Here is a 20,225-nt window from a genome sequence, read left to right as displayed (position 1 = left end):
GGCCGGGTCAGCGGGCTGAGGACGGTTCGCCGTGTGCGCGGACGGCGGCCTCGGGGCCCGCGCGGTCCGGCTGCCGGGGCACCAGGATCACCTCGGGCCCGGCCGGGGCCGTGGCGGGCGCCGCCGGGGTGGCCGGCGCGGACGGCCGGCGTCGCTCCGCCGCCTGCTGGACCCGCCGGCCGAGGCGCTGCGCCGGCAGTTCCACCAGGCGGTACATCAGATGGCTCGCGGCCAGCAGCACGGCGAGGAAGATCCCCGTCCAGGCGAACTTCCCGAGCGTCGACGAGGGCATCGGGGGAACCCCGAGCAGCGGCCCGAGGGTACGCAGCAGCGGGAAGTGCAGCAGGTACAGCGAGAAGCTGATCGCGCCCAGCCAGGTCAGCACCCTCGGGAAGCGCCGGCTTCGCAGGAGGAAGCCGAGGCCGAACAGGACCCAGGCCGCCAGGTACGAGAGCGAGAAGGCCTTCCAGCCCGAGGTCCAGGTGTGCTCCTGGATCCCGTTCCGGTTGTACAGCCATCCGGCGAGCACGCCCGCGGCGACCACGAACCCGCAGGCGATCAGGGCCGGGGCCCGGCGGAGCTGGCCGTGCTGCGCCCGGTAGACCGCGGTGCCGGCGAACATCGTTGCGGGGATCAGCAGGGTCTCGAACGTCACCGCCCGGCTGTTCACAGTGAGCAGCACCAGGCCTAGCCCCCCGAGCAGCAGCGCGCCCGCCCCGGTCAGCTGCCGGTTGCCGCTGAGCACACCCCAGAGGCCCAGGAGGAAGACCGGGGTGACGATCAGCAGGAGCAGCCGGACCGAGCCGAGCTCCGTCAGCAGCAGCTGCGGGGCCAGGGCCGTGCCGATCGCCAGCGCGGCACCGGCGAAGGCCACCGCGATCACGCCGCTGTGCCGGTGCAGGCCGCGGGTGAACAGCATGGTGACGAGGAAGTAGAAGACCATCTCGTAGCAGAGCGTCCAGGTGACGTTCATGCCGTTGCGGACGCCGAGCAGGTCCTGCAGCATCATGCCGTTCGCGACCAGTGAGGCCGGGTCGTCACCGGTGCGCAGCAGCGAGGTCGAGCCGTCTGCGGCCGGCAGCATCACGATCGAGGCCGCCAGGGCGACGATGAGGGCCGGGTAGATCCGGAAGATCCGGCCGATCCAGAAGGCCCGGACGTCGCCCCGGCGCTCCAGCGAGGCCGGGATGATGTAGCCGCTGACGATGAAGAAGAGCATGACCCCGAACACACCGAGGTCGAAGTTCCGCCGGATCAGCCCGCCGAACGGCAGCATCCGCAGCACGTCGAAGTGGTGCATGGCCACGACCAGGGCGGCGAAGCCGCGCAGCGCGTCGAGCCAGCCGAGCCGCGCACCGGTGGCGGCCGGGGCCTGGGTGGCCTTCCGCCGGGCGAGGAGGGGTATGTGCTGCTTCACCGCAGGGACCCTAGCTCATACCCGGCCGGTCCGTCCCCGTTCACCTCGGCGTCGCGGACGGGCCGGGCGGACCCGGGGCGAATGGCGTTGATTCATGACCAACTCGGGCGAATCGGCGCCCTGGTGCCCGGCGGACCCGGCCGGCCCGCGACCCGCCCGGCCCGCGGCCCGGCCGGGCCCGTATGCCGCCCCTAGCCGCGGAAACCCAGCAGGCCGTGCAGCGCCGTGCCGCCCGCCGACGGGGGCACCGCGCGGGTGGCCGCGGTCGGCTTCGGGGCCGGCTGGGCGGGGCAGGTCGCGTCCGCGACCCCGCCCGTCCGCAGGTATGCCGCCACCTTCTCGTCCAGGCACTTGTTGCCGCTGAGCGCGACCCCGTGGTTGCCGCCGCCCTCCTCGACCACCAGCGCCGAGCCCTTCAGCTTCCCCTTCATGCTCAGCGCGCCCCCGAACGGGGTCGCCGCGTCGTCCGTCGCCTGGAGGAGCAAGGCCGGCGGGAGGTCGGCGTTGGTCACGTCCGGTGCCACCAGGGGCTCCGTCTGCCAGAACGCGCACGGGGCGTTGTACCAGGCGTTGTTCCATGTCATGAACGGCGCCTTCGCATGCGTGCGCCACATGTCCGTGCGCCACTGGTTCCAGTTCTTCGGCCAGGCCGAGTCGCGGCACTGCACCGCCGTGTACACGCTGTAGCTGTTGCCCGCGGACGGCTCCACCGCCCCGAACCGCTCGTACGCCGCCACCAGCGGCTTCGGGTCCCCGGCCACCGCGTACGCCGAGAAGGCCTCGGCGAGGACCGGCCAGTAGCCGTTGTAGTAGCCACCCGGCATGAAGGTGTCCTCCAGCTCCGACGGGCCCACCTTGGCGCCCGCCGGTGTCGTACGCAGGGCGTCCCGCATCGCGTACCAGCGCTCCTCGACCCCCGCCGGGTCGCTGCCGAGCTTGTACTTCTCGTCGTACTGGGCCACCCAGGCCAGGAAGGCCTTGTGGCGGGCGTCGAAGGCCTGGTCCTGCGCGAGGTTGTCCTCGTACCAGACCCCGCCCGGGTCGACCACGGAGTCCAGGACGAGGCGGTGCACCCGGTCCGGGTGGAGTTTGGCGTACACCGCGCCCAGGTAGGTCCCGTACGAGTAGCCGAAGTAGCTGACCTTCGCCGCGGCGAGGGCGGTGCGCAGCACCTCGATGTCGCGGGCGGCCGAGACGGTGCCGATGTACGGGAGCACGTCCGCGTGCTTGGTCTGGCAGGACTCGGCGAAGGACTTCACCCGCTCCAGGTTGGCCCGCTCGGTCTGCAGGTCGCGCGGGACGGAGTCCGGGCGTACGGGGGTGAAGTGGCCGGGCCCGCAGTCGAGGGTGGGCTCGCTCTTGCCGACGCCCCGGGGGTCGAAGCCGATCACGTCGTACTGCGCGGCCACGTCCTTGGGCAGCGCGGAAGCGATGAACCCGGCCAGGGCCCGGCCGCTGCCGCCGGGGCCGCCGGGGTTGACCAGCAGCGGGCCCTGGGACTTGGCGGCGGTGTGCGGGACCCGGGTCAGGGCCAGGGAGATCTGGCGGCCCGCGGGGTGCTCGTGGTCCAGCGGGACCTTGAGGGAGGCGCACTGCAGCGTGGGGTAGCGCTGGGTCGCACAGCCGGTCCAGCGCAGCGCGGTGGGTACGGCGGCGGCGCGGGCCGGTGCCGCGGCCGTCGGCGCGGCGCCGGCCGGGCTCGTGACGACGGCGGCCACGGTCGCGGTGGCGATCGAGAGCAGGACGGCGGCGCGCTTCGTGAAGGGGCCGCGCTTCTTCGCGGGGTGCAGCATGGGGCCTCCCAGCCGAGGGTTCTGGGCGGAATCGTCCCGGAAACCGTGCCTGGAAGGCGGGATTGGGCTGCTGATTGGCCCGATGTGATGAGCTTTCAGCGGCCGTACGAGGTCACAACAGGCTGAGCTGCGTGGGAACGGCGGGCGCGGGCTCGGCCGGGCGTTCGGGAACGGTGATCCTGCGGGCCGCGGCCGGCCGGGAGGGTCCGATGCCGAATTCCGCCGCGAGCTCGTGGACTTGCCGGGTGATCTGCCGCTGGTACCAGGTGGGCGCGTACGAACCGCCGACGTACATCCGCTCGTACCGTTCGACCAGGTGGGGATGGTGGGCCCGGAGCCATGCCGTGAACCACTCGCGGGCGCCCGGCCGCAGATGGAGTACCAGGGGTGTCACGGAGGTCGCCCCGGACCCGGCGACGGCCCGCACGGTGGCCCGCAGCTGCTCGGGGGAGTCCCCGAGGAAGGGAATCACCGGGGCCATCAGCACCCCGCACTCGATCCCGGCGTCGGTGAGGGCCCGTACGGCGGCCAGCCGGGCGGCGGGGGAGGGCGTGCCGGGTTCGACGGTCCGCCACAGGGCGGTGTCGGTGAAGCCGACGGATACGGAGATGCCGATGTCGGTGATCTCGGCGGCCCGCTGCAGGAGGGGGAGGTCGCGCAGGATCAGCGTCCCCTTGGTCAGGATGGAGAAGGGGTTGGCCCGCTCGGTCAGGGCCTCGATGATCCCGGGCATCAGCCGGTAGCGTCCCTCGGCGCGCTGGTAACAGTCGACGTTGGTGCCCATGGCGATGTGCGCACCGCTCCACCGGCTCGAGCCGAGTTCGCGGCGCAGCACCTCGGGGGCGTTGGTCTTGACGACTATCTGGGAGTCGAAGCCGAGGCCGGTGTCGAGGTCGAGGTAGCTGTGGGTCTTGCGGGCGAAGCAGTACACGCAGGCGTGGCTGCACCCGCGGTACGGGTTGACCGTCCACTCGAACGGCATCCGCGAGGCCCCGGGCACCCGGTTGAGCACCGAGCGGGCGCGGACCTCGTGGAAGGTGATCCCGCGGAACTCGGGGGTGTCGAAGGTCCGCGTGACGACGGAGCCGGCCCCGAAGAGCGCCCCTGCGTTCGCCGTGGTCCCGGATCCGTCGGTCAGATTGTCCCAGCGCATGAGCGCCTCCCTCGGTAGCTCGGCCCGAGAATAGAACAAACGTTCCCATGATCGTGCGAGCCGGTACGCCGCTTCGCGCTCGGCGGGCCGTGTGCACCGGCCGGCCGAGCGCGACCACGGGGAGCAGACCGTGGACCGTCGCCGTGAGGGGCGGCGCAGCCCCCTGACACCCAGAGGATCGCCGCAGAGCAGGCCCGGCCGGGCGGCCTCACGCCTCGCCGCTACGTCGGCGGGCGCATGCGGAAGTTGTACGACGGGGGGAGCGGGCGGTCTGTCACGCGGGTCCAGACCTCCGCGAGGATCTCGTCGCCCTCGCGCAGGTCGGGCAGTTCGAAGCCCTCCTCGAACACCCGGCGGGCCGCGCCCGCATGGCCCTCGGCCGCCAGCAGGCGGGCGGCCAGCAGGCGGAACCGGCCCTCCTCGCGGAGCGCCGGCCGCAGCCGGTCCCACACCGCCCGCGCCGCCGGCAGGCGGCCGGCGGCCAGCAGGGCCGTCATCGCCTCCCGCCCCAGCGCGGACTCCGCGGCCGTCCACGGCTCGCCGCCCCGGCTCTCCTCGGCCAGGTCCGCGAAGGCCTCGGCGAACCGCTGCGCCGCCCGCGCCGGGTCGCCGGCCAGCGAGTCCGCCACCGCCAGGCAGCGCAGCAGCGGCCACCGCGAGGGCGCCAGCGCCAGCCCGCGTTCCCAGCTGCGCACCGCCTGGGCCACATCGCCCGCATGCCACTGCGCCACGCCCAGGTGGTACTCGGTGAGCGGATCCGCCGGGGCGGTCTCCAGCATGTCCCGCCAGTGCGGGGCGACCAGGCTGGGCCCCGGCGGCGCCACCCGCCGCGAGGCGGGGAAGACCCCGGTGCGCCACAGCTCCAGCCAGGGCGCCTGCGCCTCGCCGAGCCCCGCCTCCTCGAACGGGGTGCCGGGCAGCTTGTGCCCGCCGCACAGCACCTCCAGCGCGCCCCACCCCGAGCCGGCGGCCAGCCGCTCCCCCGGTTCGGTGTCGGCCGCCCGCCGCCACGCCTCGTACGCCTCCTCGACCCGCTCCCGCGGGAGGGCCGTCGCCAGGGCCTTCTCCCCGGCGGACCGGGCCGCCGCCCAGTCGGGGCCGTGCACCGACGCCGGGTCCGCGGCCAGCGGCCCGTACGCCTCCAGCCAGCTGAACTCCGCTCCGGCCTCGAGCCGTACGTGCTCCAGCTGGGTCCGGGCGAGGCCTGCCTGGATCTCGGCGTAGCCGCCGGTCCCGGGCTCGGTCAGCCACTCCTGCCAGCGCCGGCCGCCCTCCCCGGCGCCCCAGACGAACAGCTTGCGTCCGCGCAGCCGGGCCGTGGACGTCTGGACGAGCCCGTGCCCCTCCGCGTCCAGCGAGGCGATCCAGGGCCGGGCCCCGTCCGGGACCTCGTAGAAGAAGTCGGCCGGATACGTGCTGCGCAGCGGGTACGTGCGGTCCTCGCCCTCCCACTGCGGCACGGGGATCCGCCGCAGGGCCCGCTCGTACCCGAAGTGCCAGGCTTCGTCGGCGGGGGCGAGCACCCGTGTGCCGGGGTCCTCCGGGACGGCGATGTTGGACCACCAGTACACGGGCGCGGGCCGCTCGTGCGGATTGCGGACGCGGACGCCGACGTACAGGAACTCCGAGTCCTCCGGCAGCCACAGGTCCACCTGGAACGGCAGGTCGCGCAGCCGCTCCCACTCCCACAGCCGGACCATCACGCCCCCGTCGGGGGCCGGTACGAGCGCGGCGTGCAGCGGGGCGCAGGCGAGGGTGGTGTGGCCGGTCGCGCCGATGTTCCACTCGATGCCGCCCGAGAACCAGGCGCCGTTGAGGGCGAAGTTCGCGGGCTGGAACACCGGATTGCGGTACAGCAGTTCACGGCCGGTGGGCACGTGCACGAGGGAGTGGACGCGGCCGCCGAGTCCGGGCAGCACGGTGACCCGCAGGTGGGCGTTCTCGATGACGACGGCCTCGAACTCGCGTTCCTGCCTGCGCCGTTGGTACCCGTCCAGCAGACGCACGGGCAGCAGCGAGCGCAGCGGCTCGTAGCCGATCTGCCGGGCCATGTCGCGCGGCAGTCCGTCGCGCGAACGCTCGTCCAACGTGTGCGCGTCGGCGGGGGCGCGCAGGACGGGCAGCGGGTTCTCGGGCCCCAAGGGGGCTGCGGGCAGGGTCAGTACGGCGCGGCGGACGGTGGTGGCCATGCAGGAAATGGAACACGCCACGGCGGCCGGTGCACAGGGGTTCCGCGGATCACCACCGGTCAGGATTACGCAAAGCCCTGGCCGGAGCGCTACCCGAACGCCCCCACGACGAGGTCGGCGAGCAGCGCCCCCGCCCGCAGGTCCGGATCCAGGTCCGGGTCGTAGATCGTGACGTTGAGCCCGACGCACCGCGGGGACCCCACCAACACGGCGAGCAGCCCGGCCAGTTCGCCGGGGACCAGTCCGCCGGGATCGGGGCTGTCGACGGCCGGCATCACGTCAGGATCCAGTACGTCGGCGTCGAGGTGGACCCAGAACCCGGCGGTGTCCGGCGGGTGCAGCCCGTCCAGCGCGGCGCGCGCCACCGGGGCGGCGCCGCGAGCCCGGATGTCCCCCACAGTGGCCGCGGAGATGCCCGCCGCGCGCAGCTCCGGCAGGTCCTGGTCGCCGTCGCGCAGCCCGAAGAGCCGTACGTCCTCGTCCCGGAGGTAGGGGCCGAGCCCCTCCAGGTCGGCGAGACCGGCCTGGCCGCGGCCGGTGGCGAGGGCGAGCTCCTCCCCGGCGGCCGCCCCGACGGGCCCGTTGACGGCCTCGTTGCCGGGGTGGCGGAAGTCGGCGGAGCCGTCGATCGCGGCCAGCCCGTACCGGCCGAGGCGGCGCATGGCGAGAGACGCGCCGAGCTGGATCGAGCAGTCCCCGCCGAGGACGACGGGGAACTCCCCGTCGCGCAGATGCGTTTCGATCCGGTCGGCGAGGGCGACGGTGTAGGCGGCGAGGGGGCCGGCGTGGAAGACCCCGTCGCCCTCCTTCCAGCTGCCGCGGTCGTAGCGCGGCGGCACCACGACCCCGCCCTCGCGGGCGCCGAGCCGGCTCAGCAGGCCCTGGTCGCGCAGGGCGCCCGCCAGTTTGTAGACACCGGGGACGGTGCCGGGCGCGGACGGGCGCAGACCCAGGTTGGACGGGGCGTCGAGGAGCACCAGGCTTCGCATGCCTTCATCCTGCGCGATCGGCGTCCGTGGGACCACACATCTCGGCGGTGATCGCCCAGCGCTCGTGGTCGCGCCAGGCCCCTTCGACGAAGAGGAAGTCCGGCGAGAACCCCTCCAGCCGGAACCCGGCCCCGCGCACCAGCGCGAGGGAGGCGGCGTTGCCCGGCTGGATGTTGGCCTCCAGCCGGTGCAGTCCCAGGCCGCCCTCGTCCTCGGGGGTGAAGGCGTACCCGACGACCAGCCCCAGCGCCTCCCGGAACAGCCCGCGCCCGGCGGCGTGCGCGAAGGCGCCGTAGCCGAGCGCCCCGCAGTCGAAGGCGCCGCGGACGATGTTGTTGACGTTGACGAACCCGGCGATGGCCCCGGTCCCGCGCTCGCAGACCAGGAACCCCGCCCGGCTCCCGCCCTCGGTCAGGCGCGCCGCGTACGGCTCGTACTCCTCGATCGTCGCGGGCGGGGACAGCCACGGGCGGTGGAGGTGCCGGCTCTCGTGCACGCGGGCGGTGAACTCGGGGCCGTCGGCGAGCCGGAACGGCCGCAGGCCGACGTGCTCGCCCTCGCGGAGGTACGTGGAATATGACATCCGCCCAGGCTATGAGGTGTGGCACGATGCACGGCGTGATCATCGACACGGACACCGAAGAACTGCTGCGCGCGGCGGTACACAACAACGCCGAGTGGTGCGCCGCGGTCAGCGGCGGCGGCTCCTTCGCGGCCGGCGCATGGACCAGTGCGCGCCGCACCCCGCCGTACTACCCCGACGGCGTGACCCTGACCCGGGCGGCCTCTGCGGACGCGCTGCTGGCCGGGATGGACACCGACTCCCCCGGCTGCTCGGTCAAGGACAGCTTCGCCGATCTCGACCTGGCCCCGGCGGGCTTCGAGGTCCTGTTCGGAGCCGAGTGGATCCACCGTCCGCCAGCCGCCCCGGCTCCGCCGGCCTCCGCCCTGACCTGGTCCCGCGTCGCCGACGCCGGGGAGCTGGCCGCCTGGGAGGCGGCCTGGGACGGCGGGGAGAGCACCGGCCTGTTCCACCCGGGCCTGCTCACCGAGGAGATCGCCTTCTTCGCCGGCTGGTCCGCCGAGGGCCGCATCGCCGCCGGCGCCGCGGCCAACCGGACGGGCGCCGACAGGACGGGCACGGTCGTCGGCCTCTCCAACGTGTTCACCGCGGACGGCACCCCGGACGACGAGGCCTGGGCGGGCGCCCTCACTGCCGTCGCGGACCTCTGGCCCGGCCTCCCGGTCGTCGGCTACGAGGCCGGTGAGGACCTGGCCACCGCCGTCCGCCACGGCTTCACCCCGCTCGGCCCGCTCCGCGTCTGGCTGCACACCCCCTAAGCGCTGTCCCGCAGCGTTGTTCACGCGCCGAACCTAGGCGGGCCGCGGTGCCAGCACCACCTTCGGTACGTCCGTCCGGTCGATGCCGAACACCTGGACGTACAGGGAGAGTTCCGCTTCCAGTGCACGGATCATGGTGTCCGCCCGCCGGAAGCCGTGACCCTCGCCCTCGAAGGCGACGTACGCGTGCGGGACCGGGCGCCCCCGGAGGGCGGCCAGGAAACGCTCCGCCTGGGCCGGCGGGCAGACCGGGTCCTCCAGTCCCTGGAGCAGCAGGAAGGGCGCGGTGATCCGCCCGGCGCGGGCCACCGGTGAGCGCTCGCGGCAGCGTACGGCCAGGGTCTGCGAGGGGCCGGCCAGGCCGTCGATGTAGCGGGACTCCAGGTCGTGGGTCTCCTCGGCGAAGCCCAGCAGGTCCAGTACGGGGTAGATGATCGTCCCGCAGGCGTACAGGTCGGTGGCGGCCAGCGAGGCCGCCGCCGTCCAGCCGCCCGCGCTGGCGCCCCGGATGGCGAGCCGGTCCGGGTCGGCGGTGCCCTCGACGGCCAGCGCCCGGGCCACCGCCGCACAGTCCTCCACGTCGACGACGCCCCACTGCTCGCGCAGCCGCTCGCGGTAGGCGCGCCCGTAGCCGCTGGAGCCGCCGTAGTTCACCTCGGCCACGCCGATGCCGCGCGAGGTGAAGTAGGCGATGTGCAGGTCGAGTACGGGCGGCACGTGGTCGGTGGGGCCGCCGTGCGCCCACACCACGTACGGGGGCAGTTCGTCGGCCGGGGCCCGGCGCGCGGGGTGGTGCGGCGGGTAGACGTGGGCGTGGATCTCCCGGCCGCCCGGGCCGAGGAAGGTGCGGCTCTGCGGTTCCGGGTAGTACGAGGGGTCCACCGGGTCCACCCCGGCCGCGCCGACCACCCGGGCGTGCCCGTCCCCCGTGTCGAGCTCCACCACCTCGTAGGCGCTGCGCGGGCTGGCGGCGACCCCGTAGACGCGGCTGCCGTGCGCGGCGAGCGTCGGCTGCCAGGCCGTCCACGGCCCGGCGGCGTCCACCAGGTCGCCGCTCTCCGGGTCGAGGATGCCGAGCACCGAGGAGCCCTGGCCGTGCAGGACGGCGAGGAGCCCTCCGGGAAGCGGGGCCAGCCAGCTCAGCCCGGGCTTCCACAGCGGGCCGCCGAACTCCTCCTCCCGCGGGCACAGGTTGACGGCCTCGCCGGTCGCCGGATCCACCCGGTACGGGTTCCACCAGCCGCTGCGGTCGCTCACGGCGAGGAGGTCCCCGCCGGGGGTCCACTCCACCTGGGCCACGGACTCCTCGGGACCGCCGAGCACGGTACGGGCCCCGGTCAGCGTCCGGTCGGCCGCGATGTCGGCGAGGCGCACCTCGGTGCCGTCCCACGGCATCCGGGGGTGGTCCCACACCAGCCAGGCGGCGTGCAGCCCGTCGGGAGACAGCCGGGGACCGGTGGTGAACCGGTGCCGGTCGTCGGTGAGTTCGCGCACGAGGGACCGGTCCTCGGCGGCCGAGCCGTCGAGCGGTACGGCGGCCAGCACCCGGCGGACGTCGGTCGGCGCCGGGCCGGTGAACTCTTCGAGCACGCACCAGACTTCACCGCCCCGCAGCACGGGGTCGGCCCAGCGCATCCCACCGCCGACGGCGGAGACGGGAGTGAGGGGCCGCGGGGCGGGGCCGCCGGGCGCGTCGGGCTCGTACGCGTACATCCGCTGGTCGGCGAAATGGACGAACACCACCAAGGGCCCGCCCGCGGGCCGTTCGGCGCCCGCCCAGGGCCGGCCGCCGTACTCGGTGACGCGGCTGCGGACGTTCCAGGGGGCGGGCAGCACCGAGGCCTCGGGGCCGCCGTCGGCGGGCCGGCGCACCAGGGTGCGGCGGCCTCCCTCGGCCGGCCGGGGCTCGGTCCACCACACCTCGGGGCCGACGGTTCCGAGGTACTCGGGCCGCCCGTCGAGCGAGGCGGCGACCGCCGCGTCGAGGGGCGAGGGCCAGCTGCCGTAGGGCCCGGTCGGGACCGCCATCACCGGCTCCCCCTCACAGGGTCCGCAGGGCGTGGTCGAGGACGCGCACGCCGAAGTGCAGGGCATCGACGGGGACCCGCTCGTCCACGCCGTGGAAGAGGGCCCAGTAGTCGAAGCCGGGCGGCAGCTTCAGCGGGGAGAAGCCGTACCCGGTGATCCCGAGGCGGGAGAACTGCTTGGCGTCGGTGCCGCCCGCCATGCAGAACGGCACCACGTGGCCTTCGGGGTCGAAGCGCTCCACGGACTCGCGCAGGACGGCGAAGGTCCTTCCGTCCACGGGGGCTTCGAGGGCCGCCTCGCGGTGGTGGAACTCCCAGGTGACGTCGGGGCCGGTGAGTTCGTCGAGGGTGGCGATGAACTCGGCCTCGCTGCCGGGCAGCATCCGGCCGTCCACGTAGGCGGTGGCCGTTCCCGGGATGACGTTGAGCTTGTAACCGGCGCTGAGCATGGTCGGGTTGGCGCTGTTGCGCACGGTCGCCTCGACGAGGAGGCCGGCCGGGCCGAGCTTGCCGAGGACGGCGTCGAGGTCGAAGTCGCGGGCGCGGGGGTCGACCGACAGGCCCTGGAGGGCGGCGAGCTGGGTGATGCAGGCGGCGACCGTGGCGGTGAGCCGGACGGGCCAGCGGTATTCGCCGATCCGGCCCACGGCGGCGGCGAGCCGGCTGACGGCATTGGCCCGGTTGGGCTTGGAGCCGTGGCCGGTCGTGCCATGGGCGGTCAACTTCAGCCAGGCGGTGCCGCGTTCGCCGGCGGCGATCGGGTAGAGGGCCTGGCCGGGGCCGTTGTGCACGGTGAAGGCGCCGGACTCGCTCAGGCCCTCCGTGCAGCCCTCGAAGAGGTGCGGGTGCTGGTCGGCGAGGAATCCCGAGCCGTCGACCGCGCTGTCCTCCTCGTCCGCGGTGTAGGCGATCACGATGTCGCGGCGCGGCCGGCAGGGTTGCCCTCTCTTGGCCGCCCGCGCCCAGGCCCGTACGACGGCCAGCACCATCGCGTCCATGTTCTTCATGTCGACGGCGCCGCGTCCCCAGACCACCCCGTCGCGGATCTCGCCGGAGAAGGGGTCCACGCTCCAGTCGGCGGCCTCGGCGGGGACCACGTCGAGGTGGCCGTGGACGAGCAGGGCTTCGGCACCGGGGTCGGTGCCCTCGATCCGGGCCACCACGTTGGTGCGGCCGGGGGTGCGTTCGAGCAGGACCGGCTCGAGGCCCGCTGCGGCGAGCCGCTCGGCGACGTACTCGGCGGCGGGGCGTTCGCGGCAGTCGCCGCCGCCCCGGTTCGTGGTGTCGATGCGGATCAGGGCGGAGGTGAACTCGACGGCTTCGTCGAGCGCCACCCGGTCGACGGGGGACTCGTCGGCTGAGGGCTCCCCGGTGGGGCTCTCTTCGGCCGGGCGCTGGGGGGTGACTGCGGGCATGTCAGCCATACTGCTCCTCCACGGCTGCCGAGACGACCGTCGTGACCGCCTTGAAGGTCCGGATCCCCTCGTACATCGTCTCGCTGGTGTACGCGACCCTGCGTTCCCCGGAGCGTTCGACGCCCGGGACGACGGTGGCGGCCATCGCCAGGTGCTCGGCGTCGAACTCCAGCTCCACGGTGTACGGCCCGCCGGGCATGGGTTCCCGGCGTACGGCGAGGGCCGCGGCCTCCTTGGCGGCGGCCCGGATGTCGGCGGCGGTACGGGCCGGGGTGCGGCACACGGCGGCATAGCGGGAGACGTGGTCCTTGACGGCGACCTTCACCGCGTCCGGGGCGTAGCCGTCGGCGTCGACGCAGGTCAGGTCGTCGCCGGTGACGAGGACGACCGGTACTCCGTACTCGGCGACGACGTGGGCGTTCAGCAGTCCCTCGCTGGCGCGGGTCCCGTTCAGCCAGACCCCGGTGATGGAGTTGGCGAGGTAGGTGTGGGCGAGGACGCCCGGCGTTCCGGCGCCGGTGTGGTAGCCGACGAACGCGATGCCGTCGACGTCGCCGTGCTGGACGCCCTCGACCATGGTGAGGGACTTGTGGCGGCCGGTGAGCACCTCGGCCCGCTCGTCGAGCTGTTCGAGCAGCAGGTTGCGCATGGTCCAGTGGGCCTCGTTGACGAGGACCCGGTCGGCGCCGCCGTCGAGGAAGCCGAGTACGGCCGCGTTCACGTCGGAGGTGAACAGGTGGCGGCAGCGCTCCCACTCGGGCGTGCCGGGCAGGACGTCGGCGGGCCAGGTGACGCCCGTGGCGCCTTCCATGTCGGCGGAGACGAGGATCTTCATCGGGCCCCCCGGGCGGTCGGTCGGCTGCCACGGCGCGGCCGACACGGACGGAGCCGTCCACGCAGGCTTCCACCCTAGCCGCCCGGGCCCGCTCCGGCCGGGGGCCACGCCCGGAGGGCCCCCGGCGGCGCCCGCCGGGAGGTCGTGCCGGGCCGGGGCTCACCTCCGCCGGGAAATCCACCCGATCCGGTGAGCCGCCCGGCGCCGCCGGCGGGCAACGGCCTTGCTCAGCCCTCGACTTCGGCGGCCAGGTTGGCCAGCAGGGAGTCGTAGATCCGGCCGAGGCCCTTGGGGGCGAAGGTGCGCTCGAAGAAGCCTCCGATGCCGCCGGCGCCGTTCCAGACGGTGGTGACCACGGCCTTGGACCTGCCCTCGCCTGCCGGCGTGACGACCCAGGTGGTGACCATGGTGGAGTTGCGGTCCTTCTCCACGAGCTGGCCGTCGGTGGGCTCGGTGACCTCCAGCAGGCAGTCGCGTACGCGCTTGCTGGTTGCCTGGAGCTTCCAGTGGACGAGGGTGCCCTCGCCGTCGCCGCCCTCGCGCACCTCGTACTCGCTGAAGTGCTCGGGCAGCAGCTTCCCCCGGGTCCCGGTGTAGTCCGCCAGCGCGTCGAACACGGTCTCCGCGTCGGCCGCGATGATCCGCTCCGTGGTGGCCTCGACCTGCGCCATAGCTGTTCCTCCAGCAGTTGTGTCCGCTCGTCGCGGCAAGCCAACCACCTCCGGGGCAACGGCCCAAATCCGGGTCGGAGGCGACGATCAGGCCCGGGCCAGGATTTCGCCGTTCAGGACCGAGAACCAGGCGTCCGGAGCCGTGCCCCAGCGCTGCCAGGCCTCGGAGACGGCGGACAGTTCGGCCGCGGTCGCGTGGCCGCCGCCCGTCGCGCGGGAGGCGTACGCCGAGGCCGTCGTACGGTCCGCCCACAGGGAGGACCACCACGCGGTCTCCTCGGGAGTGGCGTAGCACCAGGCCGTCGCCGACGAGGACACCTCCGTGAAGCCCGCCGCCCTGGCCCAGGACAGCAGGCGGCGCCCGGCGTCCGGTTCGCCGCCGTTCGCGCGGGCCACCCGGCGGTACAGGGCCTGCCACTCGTCCAGGCCCGGCTCCGCCGGGTACCAGGTCATCGCCGCGTAGTCCGCGTCGCGGGCGGCCACGATGCCGCCCGGCCGGCACACCCGCCGCATCTCGCGCAGCGCCTGCACCGGGTCGCCGACGTGCTGCAGCACCTGGTGGGCGTGGACCACGTCGAACGAATCGTCCGGGAAGTCCAGCGCGTGGACGTCCGCGACGGCGAAGGCGACCGCCCCGGCCAGGCCGCGCTCCGCCACGTACTCCGCGGCCTGCTCCAGGACGTCCTGCGCGGCGTCGACCGCCGTCACCCGGCCGCCCGGCGCGACCAGTTCCGCCAGGTCCGCCGTGATCGTGCCCGGGCCGCAGCCCACGTCCAGGACCGACATCCCCGGCCGCAGTTCGCCGATCAGGTACGCCGCCGAGTTCGCGGCGGTGCGCCAGCGGTGCGAACGCAGAACGGATTCGTGGTGCCCGTGCGTGTAGACGGCCGTTTCCTTGGCGCTCATGACCCGACTCCTCCTCGTCGTTGAAGCGTTGTGATCACCGTAGGGGATGGGTTCGGGATGTGAGACATGTGTTTTGACATGTGGACAAGCTGCTTGCGCCGCAAGGGATTCGGGCGGGACAGTGGCAGGGACATGCAGGTGCGAGGACAGTGGGCTCCAGGGACGGGACCCTCTGGCCGAGGACGGTGGGAGCCATGCCGGGCACGCTGCTCGAACACCACGCCGAGGCCCTCCGGCTCTTCGGCGAGCGGGTGCGCGCCGTCGCGGACGGTCAATGGGACGCCCCGACCCCCTGCACGGAATGGACCGTGCGCGACCTGGTCAACCACGTCACCGGCGAGCAGCTCTGGATCCCGCCGATGGTCACCGACGGGCGCACGGTCGAGGAGATCGGCGACGCGTTCTCCGGCGACGTGCTCGGCGAGGACCCGGCCGGCGCATGGGAGCGGGCGGCGGCCGCCGCGCACGCCGCATTCACCGCGCCCGGGGCGCTGGACCGCACGGTCAGGCTGTCGTACGGGCCCGCGCTGGGCCGGGCCTACTGCGCGGAGCTGACCGCCGACTGCATCGTGCACGCCTGGGACCTGGCGCGGGGCATCGGTGCCGACGACCGGCTCCCGGACGGCCTGGTCGAGTTCGCCCTCAAGGAGGTCATGCCGTACGCCGACGGGCTCGCGGCCGGCGGGATGTTCGCCGCGCCGCTGGACGTACCGGCGGGCGCGGACGCCCAGACCCGCCTGCTGGCCCTGGTGGGCCGACGGGGCTGAGTCACCGCGTCGCCCGCCCGGGCCCTGCGGCCCCGGCGGGCGACAACAGGCGTAGCCCCGTAAATAACCGTATAAAGGGCATGGTCGGTCGGCGGGACGTACGGAGTCGGCAGCACGTACGGAACGGGGAAGGCAGGGCGGCGAGGTGTCGGGGATGCAGCGCACGGCGGAGGGCCGGGGTCCGGTCCGGTACGGGCCGCCCGCGCCCCAGCCCGGCCTGCCCGTGCTGCCCGAGCTGACCGCCGTGATCGCCGCGGCCGCCGAACGGTCCGCCCCCGAACCCCCGGGCGGCGGCGAGCCCGTACGCGAGGCCGCGTGCCGGCACTGGGGAAGGCGCGGGCTGCCCACCGAGCCGGAGAACGTGGCCGCCGGGCCCGGCGCACCCGCCCTGCTGCTGGCGCTGCTCGGCGCGTACGGGGGCGACGTCATGCTCCCCCGGCCCTGTCCCGCCTGGTGGACACCACAGGTCCGGCTGCTGGGACAGCGGGCCTACCACGTGCCGACCCCGGCCGAGTGCGGGGGCATCCCGGACCCGTACGCCCTGCTGGAAACCGTACGGCGGGTGCGCGTCGAGGGAGGCGACCCGCGGGTGCTGCTGCTGTCCGTGGCCGACGACCCGACGGCGACCGTGCCCCCGCCCGAAATGCTGCGCGAGGCCTGCGAGGCCGCCGGGGACGCCGGGCTGTTCGTCGTCAGCGACGAGAGCTGGCGCGACACCGTCCACCGGCCGCACGACACCCTCGTCCTGAGCCCGGCCGAGATGCTGCCCGACTCGGCCGCCGTACTCCTCGACCTGTCCGGTGCGCTGCTGCCCGCAGGGTGGCCCGCCGCCGTGGCCCGCTTCCCCGGCACCCCGCGCGGCACCTGGCTGCGGGCGCGCACCCTCGACATCCTCACCGCGACCGGAGCCCTGGTCGCGGGCCCGGTCGCCGGGGCCGCGGCGCACGCGCTCGACGAGCCCGACGCGGTCGCCGGGCGCGCCCGTGCCGCGGCCACGCTGCACGGGGTGGTCGCCGCCGCGGCCCACCGGGAACTGCTGGCCGTCGGCGCCCTCGCGCGGCCGCCGCAGGCCGGGCGGCACCTGTACGCCGACCTGACCCCGCTGCGCGCCGGGCTGGCGCGGCACGGGGTCCGCGACGCCATGGAACTGGAGGACTACCTGGGAGGCCGGCTCGGCGCACCCACCCCCGGCGGACAGCGCTTCGCGGACGACCTGGGCGCGCTGCGGGTCCGCCTGTCGACCGGTCCGCTGCTCGGCGCCACCCCGGAGGAGCGGCTCGCCGCACTCACCGCGCGCGACCCCCTCGCGCTCCCGCACGTACGGCGCTCCCTGGACCTCCTCGGATCGGTCCTGGCCGGGCTGACTTCCTGACCGACTTTCGCCGACCGACGCGACGAGCCCGCTGTGCGGTGAACGGAGAGCTCTTGATGAGGGACGAGACGCACAGCCCGACGGCCCCCGGCCGGGCAGACCCCGCGGCGACCGCTCGGGCTGCCGCGGTACGGCCCGGCACCGCCGCCCCGCGGCCGGCGTTGCGGCCCGCGTCCCAGGGGAGCTCCGCCCCTGGCTCCGGTTCCGGAGGTCGCGGTGTGCCGCGGGCGTTGGGGGAGGTCCGGAACTGGCCACGGTCCTTTGCCGATCGGCTCACCACCCCGCTGCCCGGCGTGCGGGCGTTCGCGCGGCTTGCCCGCGAGGGTGCGTTCCGGCCCGGCCCCGACGGGCTGCGCGGCATTCCCGACCTCCCGTACGCCCCGGCCCCGCTGCCCGCGGCCGGCGCCGGCACGCTCTGCGTCACCTGGGCGGGACATGCCAGTTGGGTGCTGCGGGTCGGCGGGCTGACCGTACTGACCGACCCCGTCTGGTCCCGGCGCATCCTCGGCACGCCGGCGCGGATGACCCCGGTCGGGGTCCGCTGGGAGGAACTGCCACCGGTGGACGCGGTGGTGATCAGCCACAACCACTACGACCACCTCGACGCCCCCACCCTCAAGCGGCTGCCCCGGCACACCCCCCTCTTCGTTCCGGCCGGCCTGGCCCGCTGGTGCCGGCGGCGCGGCTTCACCCGGGTCACGGAGCTCGACTGGTGGGAGTGCGCGGAAGTGGGCGGCGTACGTTTCGACTTCGTCCCGGCGCACCACTGGTCGAAGCGGTCGCTGCTCGACACCTGCCGGACGCTGTGGGGCGGCTGGGTGCTGACCGACGCGCGGGCCGCGACGCCGAGGAGCGTGTACTTCGCGGGTGACACGGGGTACGGGCACTGGTTCGGGGAGATCGGGCGGCGGCATCCTGGGATCGACCTGGCCCTGTTGCCGATCGGCGCGTACGCGCCGAGGTGGTGGCTGAGTGATGTCCATGCGGATCCGGAGGAGGCGGTTCAGGCTTGCCTGGACGTGGGGGCGCGGCGGATGGCGCCGATGCACTGGGGGACGTTCGTGCTTTCTGCGGAGCCGGTGATGGAGCCGTTGCAGCGGGTGCGGGAGGCGTGGGGCCGGGCCGGGCTGGCTCGGGCGGACCTGTGGGATCTGCCGATCGGGGGCTCCCGGGCCCTCTAGCCCTCCGGGTCCGGGGCCGGGCTTCCACCGTCCCCGGGCTCTGCCCGGACCCGGGAGACCCGGGGCTCCGCCCGCGTACCCCCGCGCCTCAAACGCCGACGGGGCGGCAAAGGGGGGTCAATGGCTGCGCAACCGGCGCCCATGGCTGCGCAACCGGCGCCAGAGAGCGGGAGCCGTGCTGATCAGGAGCGTGAGGGTCACCGCCAGGGCCACGCCCTTCCAGGGTTCCGAGAACAGGGAGCCGCCCAGGATGCCGATCAGGCCGTACGTCGCCGCCCAGGCCAGGCACGCCGGGGCGTCGCCACGGGCGAACCGGCGGAGGGGGAGGCGGGCCAGCAGGCAGGCCAGCATCACAGGGATGCGGCCCGCCGGCACCAGCCGGGAGACCACCAGGACCAGGGCCCCGTGTTCCTCCAGCTTGCGCTGCGCCTGCGCAAGGCGCTCGGGCGTCGCCCGCCCGCGCAGCGTCTGCAGCCGGCGCGAGCCGTTGCGGGACGCCACCCCCCGCTGCCCCAGCCAGTACAGGGCCACGTCCCCGGTGAACGCGGCCACCGCCGCCACCGCGAACACCAGCAACAGCCCGAAAGGCAGCGACTGGTGATGGAACGCCACCACCGCCGCTGTGCTCACCAGCGCCCCCGTCGGAATCACCGGCACCAGCGCCCCCAGTGCCACCAGTACGAACAGCGCCGGGTAGCCCACCGCCTGCTGCGTCGTCTCCGGCGGTACCTGGCCGGCCCCGACCCCGGCCCCCACCCCTGCCGCCACCAGTTCGCGCCACGTCACGGCAGCCGCACCCGCTCGCCGTGGTCCGGCACCCGTACCGTCACCTTCGGCGCCAGCTGCCGGGCCCGCCGTACGAACTCCTCGCCCGGCGCATGGAATTCGTGCGGCCGCACCGCGTCCAGTCCGATCGGCCAGTACGTCCCGTAGTGCACCGGCACCGCCGCCGCCGGGGCCAGCGCGGCCAGTGCCTGCGCCGCCCGGCCCGCGTCCAGGTGCCCCGGCCCCAGGTACGGGCCCCAGCCGCCGACCGGCAGCAGCGCCAGGTCCACCGGCCCGACCTCCTCGGCCATCGCGTCGAACAACCCGGTGTCCCCGGCGAAGTACGTCCGCGCCGCGCCCTGGACCACGTACCCGAGCGCCGGCGCGAGATGCGGCCCGAACGGCAGCCGCCGCCCGTCGTGCCGCGCACTGACCGCCCGTACCCGTACGCCTGCCCGGACGCCGACCTCGTCGCCCGGAGCCATTTCCGTGACCGCCAGCCCGCGCACCCCCGCGACCCGCGCCAGCCCCGGCACGGCCCGGGGCGCCCCGCACGGCACCAGCAGCCTGGTCCCGGGCGCCAGCCGGGCCAGCGACGGCAGGTGCAGATGGTCGGCATGCAGGTGGGACACCAGCACCGCATCCGCCTCGGCCGCCTCCGGCGGGGGCAGCGCCCCGCGCCGTCGCCGCAGATGCGCCAGCCGCCGGGCGAACAGCGGATCCGTCAGCAGCCGCACCCCGGAGTCCTCGACCGTGCACGTGGCATGCCCCCACCAGGTGATCTCCACCGACACCCGGCCTCCCCGTCGCTCGCGCCTCCCCCGGCCCCTTGAAGCCTAGATCCTGCCCCGCCCCCGCGCCCGGAACCGAAGGACGCCGCCCCCTCCTCCCGGGCGGCGGATCGGAGTAGGGTCGGGCGGCATGGATGAGCTGCGCGTGGCCGCGATCGCCAGCCTGGCCCCGCTCGAGGATCTGGACACCGACCCCTTCGCCGTCGACACCCGGAGCCAGCACGCCATGTGCGCCCGCTGGGCCGCCGGCCAGGGCTACGTCGTGACGAGGGAGCTGCTCTTCTACGGGCTGCGCGCCGACCACTGCGGGCTCTGGTGCGACGTCGAAGCCGGGCAGGTCGACCTGTTCGTCGCCCCCAACCGCCGGGTACTGGCCCGCGCGCTGCGCTCCGTCGAGGAGTTCACCGCCGAGTGCGAGCGGCGCGGCGTACGGCTCGAGACCGCCGGGCTCGCCGAGCCGCAGTACACCTCCGCCATGAAGGCCGAGGTGCACCGCCGGCTGTCCATGCCGACCGCCGGCTACGACGGTACGTAGGCTCCCGCCCGACGGCCGCGCCCCCGGCTCCCGGCTCCGTACGTCCGTACGCCACCCCCCGTCACCCGGCCTCCGCCG

Annotated in this window: 18 protein-coding genes; 5 read left to right on the top strand and 13 right to left on the bottom strand. The window is 74.6% G+C overall.

Translation table 11 applies throughout. From position 1 onward, the window contains the following. Window positions 1–7: 7 nt before the first annotated feature. The 6 genes from IF09_RS0106795 to IF09_RS0106770 form a co-directional block, all read right to left on the bottom strand. Window positions 8–1,417, bottom strand: a complete 1,410-nt coding sequence (locus IF09_RS0106795) for an acyltransferase family protein (RefSeq protein ID WP_051832153.1) — start codon at window positions 1,415–1,417, stop codon at window positions 8–10. Window positions 1,418–1,608: 191 nt separating this feature from the next. Next, on the bottom strand, window positions 1,609–3,210 hold the full coding sequence (locus IF09_RS0106790) for an alpha/beta hydrolase (protein ID WP_030292944.1): 1,602 nt from the start codon (window positions 3,208–3,210) through the stop codon (window positions 1,609–1,611). Between the two features lie 112 nt (window positions 3,211–3,322). Continuing rightward, window positions 3,323–4,363, bottom strand: coding sequence for an Rv2578c family radical SAM protein (locus tag IF09_RS0106785; protein WP_030292942.1), 1,041 nt, complete (start codon window positions 4,361–4,363; stop codon window positions 3,323–3,325). A 221-nt stretch (window positions 4,364–4,584) separates the two neighbouring features. After that, the gene (locus IF09_RS0106780; protein ID WP_030292940.1) at window positions 4,585–6,552 is read right to left on the bottom strand and encodes a DUF5107 domain-containing protein; all 1,968 of its coding nucleotides are present in this window, start codon (window positions 6,550–6,552) and stop codon (window positions 4,585–4,587) included. Window positions 6,553–6,641: 89 nt separating this feature from the next. Beyond that, window positions 6,642–7,541, bottom strand: a complete 900-nt coding sequence (locus tag IF09_RS0106775; protein WP_030292938.1) for an arginase family protein — start codon at window positions 7,539–7,541, stop codon at window positions 6,642–6,644. 4 nt (window positions 7,542–7,545) lie between these two features. Beyond that, entirely contained in the window at window positions 7,546–8,124 is a 579-nt protein-coding gene (locus IF09_RS0106770; protein WP_030292937.1) for a GNAT family N-acetyltransferase, read from the bottom strand. 26 nt (window positions 8,125–8,150) lie between these two features. Between IF09_RS0106770 and IF09_RS0106765 the strand changes: the two genes are divergently transcribed. Continuing rightward, complete coding sequence (locus IF09_RS0106765) at window positions 8,151–8,882, top strand: hypothetical protein (RefSeq protein ID WP_030292935.1); 732 nt, start codon at window positions 8,151–8,153, stop codon at window positions 8,880–8,882. Between the two features lie 33 nt (window positions 8,883–8,915). Here IF09_RS0106765 and IF09_RS0106760 read toward each other — a convergent pair whose 3' ends face one another. From IF09_RS0106760 to IF09_RS0106740, 5 genes are all read right to left on the bottom strand, one after another. Next, window positions 8,916–10,910: a prolyl oligopeptidase family serine peptidase gene (locus IF09_RS0106760; protein ID WP_030292933.1), complete on the bottom strand. Its 1,995-nt coding sequence runs from the start codon at window positions 10,908–10,910 to the stop codon at window positions 8,916–8,918. A gap of 13 nt (window positions 10,911–10,923) precedes the next feature. After that, entirely contained in the window at window positions 10,924–12,324 is a 1,401-nt protein-coding gene (locus tag IF09_RS0106755; protein WP_051832152.1) for a M20/M25/M40 family metallo-hydrolase, read from the bottom strand. 1 nt (window position 12,325) lies between these two features. Then, window positions 12,326–13,159, bottom strand: coding sequence for a M55 family metallopeptidase (locus IF09_RS0106750; protein ID WP_030292929.1), 834 nt, complete (start codon window positions 13,157–13,159; stop codon window positions 12,326–12,328). 227 nt (window positions 13,160–13,386) lie between these two features. After that, on the bottom strand, window positions 13,387–13,830 hold the full coding sequence (locus IF09_RS0106745; RefSeq protein ID WP_030292927.1) for an SRPBCC family protein: 444 nt from the start codon (window positions 13,828–13,830) through the stop codon (window positions 13,387–13,389). An 87-nt stretch (window positions 13,831–13,917) separates the two neighbouring features. Continuing rightward, window positions 13,918–14,736 carry a methyltransferase domain-containing protein gene (locus tag IF09_RS0106740; RefSeq protein WP_030292925.1) on the bottom strand — a complete coding sequence of 273 codons (819 nt, stop codon included), beginning with the start codon at window positions 14,734–14,736 and terminating at the stop codon, window positions 13,918–13,920. A gap of 194 nt (window positions 14,737–14,930) precedes the next feature. On the opposite strand from IF09_RS0106740, the gene IF09_RS0106735 reads away from it, so the two are divergent. The 3 genes from IF09_RS0106735 (at window position 14,931) to IF09_RS0106725 (ending at window position 18,056) form a co-directional block, all read left to right on the top strand. After that, window positions 14,931–15,503 carry a TIGR03086 family metal-binding protein gene (locus tag IF09_RS0106735; RefSeq protein ID WP_030292923.1) on the top strand — a complete coding sequence of 191 codons (573 nt, stop codon included), beginning with the start codon at window positions 14,931–14,933 and terminating at the stop codon, window positions 15,501–15,503. A gap of 154 nt (window positions 15,504–15,657) precedes the next feature. Next, window positions 15,658–16,875 carry an aminotransferase class I/II-fold pyridoxal phosphate-dependent enzyme gene (locus IF09_RS0106730; RefSeq protein ID WP_030292921.1) on the top strand — a complete coding sequence of 406 codons (1,218 nt, stop codon included), beginning with the start codon at window positions 15,658–15,660 and terminating at the stop codon, window positions 16,873–16,875. Window positions 16,876–16,931: 56 nt separating this feature from the next. Beyond that, window positions 16,932–18,056, top strand: a complete 1,125-nt coding sequence (locus tag IF09_RS0106725; protein ID WP_078613096.1) for an MBL fold metallo-hydrolase — start codon at window positions 16,932–16,934, stop codon at window positions 18,054–18,056. Window positions 18,057–18,173: 117 nt separating this feature from the next. Here the strand turns inward: IF09_RS0106725 and IF09_RS0106720 are convergent, their stop codons facing one another. Together IF09_RS0106720 and IF09_RS0106715 are read right to left on the bottom strand one after the other, a co-directional pair. Beyond that, the gene (locus IF09_RS0106720; RefSeq protein ID WP_234320900.1) at window positions 18,174–18,842 is read right to left on the bottom strand and encodes a DedA family protein; all 669 of its coding nucleotides are present in this window, start codon (window positions 18,840–18,842) and stop codon (window positions 18,174–18,176) included. Further along, a complete protein-coding gene (locus IF09_RS0106715; protein ID WP_030292916.1) occupies window positions 18,839–19,615 on the bottom strand; it encodes an MBL fold metallo-hydrolase in 777 nt (258 codons plus the stop codon). The genes IF09_RS0106720 and IF09_RS0106715 overlap by 4 nt, the downstream gene beginning before the upstream one ends. A 127-nt stretch (window positions 19,616–19,742) precedes the next feature. Here IF09_RS0106715 and IF09_RS0106710 point away from each other — a divergent pair, with 127 nt between their 5' ends. Continuing rightward, window positions 19,743–20,147, top strand: a complete 405-nt coding sequence (locus IF09_RS0106710) for a hypothetical protein (protein WP_030292914.1) — start codon at window positions 19,743–19,745, stop codon at window positions 20,145–20,147. Window positions 20,148–20,225: the final 78 nt, after the last annotated feature.

It is taken from the genome of Streptomyces katrae, assembly GCF_000717655.1.
Lineage (GTDB): Bacteria > Actinomycetota > Actinomycetes > Streptomycetales > Streptomycetaceae > Streptomyces > Streptomyces katrae_B.
The sequence above is the reverse complement of the archived record's forward strand: the minus strand, read 5'-3'. Positions and strand labels throughout refer to the sequence as shown.

Excerpts from the sequence above, each read along its gene's own strand:
- IF09_RS0106790 (WP_030292944.1), bottom strand. The coding sequence starts at position 3,210 with ATGCTGCACCCCGCGAAGAAGCGCGGCCCCTTCACGAAGCGCGCCGCC.
- IF09_RS0106785 (WP_030292942.1), bottom strand. The coding sequence starts at position 4,363 with ATGCGCTGGGACAATCTGACCGACGGATCCGGGACCACGGCGAACGCA.
- IF09_RS0106780 (WP_030292940.1), bottom strand. The coding sequence starts at position 6,552 with ATGGCCACCACCGTCCGCCGCGCCGTACTGACCCTGCCCGCAGCCCCC.
- IF09_RS0106775 (WP_030292938.1), bottom strand. The coding sequence starts at position 7,541 with ATGCGAAGCCTGGTGCTCCTCGACGCCCCGTCCAACCTGGGTCTGCGC.
- IF09_RS0106770 (WP_030292937.1), bottom strand. The coding sequence starts at position 8,124 with ATGTCATATTCCACGTACCTCCGCGAGGGCGAGCACGTCGGCCTGCGG.
- IF09_RS0106765 (WP_030292935.1), top strand. The coding sequence starts at position 8,151 with ATGCACGGCGTGATCATCGACACGGACACCGAAGAACTGCTGCGCGCG.
- IF09_RS0106760 (WP_030292933.1), bottom strand. The coding sequence starts at position 10,910 with ATGGCGGTCCCGACCGGGCCCTACGGCAGCTGGCCCTCGCCCCTCGAC.
- IF09_RS0106755 (WP_051832152.1), bottom strand. The coding sequence starts at position 12,324 with ATGCCCGCAGTCACCCCCCAGCGCCCGGCCGAAGAGAGCCCCACCGGG.
- IF09_RS0106750 (WP_030292929.1), bottom strand. The coding sequence starts at position 13,159 with ATGAAGATCCTCGTCTCCGCCGACATGGAAGGCGCCACGGGCGTCACC.
- IF09_RS0106745 (WP_030292927.1), bottom strand. The coding sequence starts at position 13,830 with ATGGCGCAGGTCGAGGCCACCACGGAGCGGATCATCGCGGCCGACGCG.
- IF09_RS0106740 (WP_030292925.1), bottom strand. The coding sequence starts at position 14,736 with ATGAGCGCCAAGGAAACGGCCGTCTACACGCACGGGCACCACGAATCC.
- IF09_RS0106735 (WP_030292923.1), top strand. The coding sequence starts at position 14,931 with ATGCCGGGCACGCTGCTCGAACACCACGCCGAGGCCCTCCGGCTCTTC.
- IF09_RS0106730 (WP_030292921.1), top strand. The coding sequence starts at position 15,658 with ATGCAGCGCACGGCGGAGGGCCGGGGTCCGGTCCGGTACGGGCCGCCC.
- IF09_RS0106725 (WP_078613096.1), top strand. The coding sequence starts at position 16,932 with ATGAGGGACGAGACGCACAGCCCGACGGCCCCCGGCCGGGCAGACCCC.
- IF09_RS0106710 (WP_030292914.1), top strand. The coding sequence starts at position 19,743 with ATGGATGAGCTGCGCGTGGCCGCGATCGCCAGCCTGGCCCCGCTCGAG.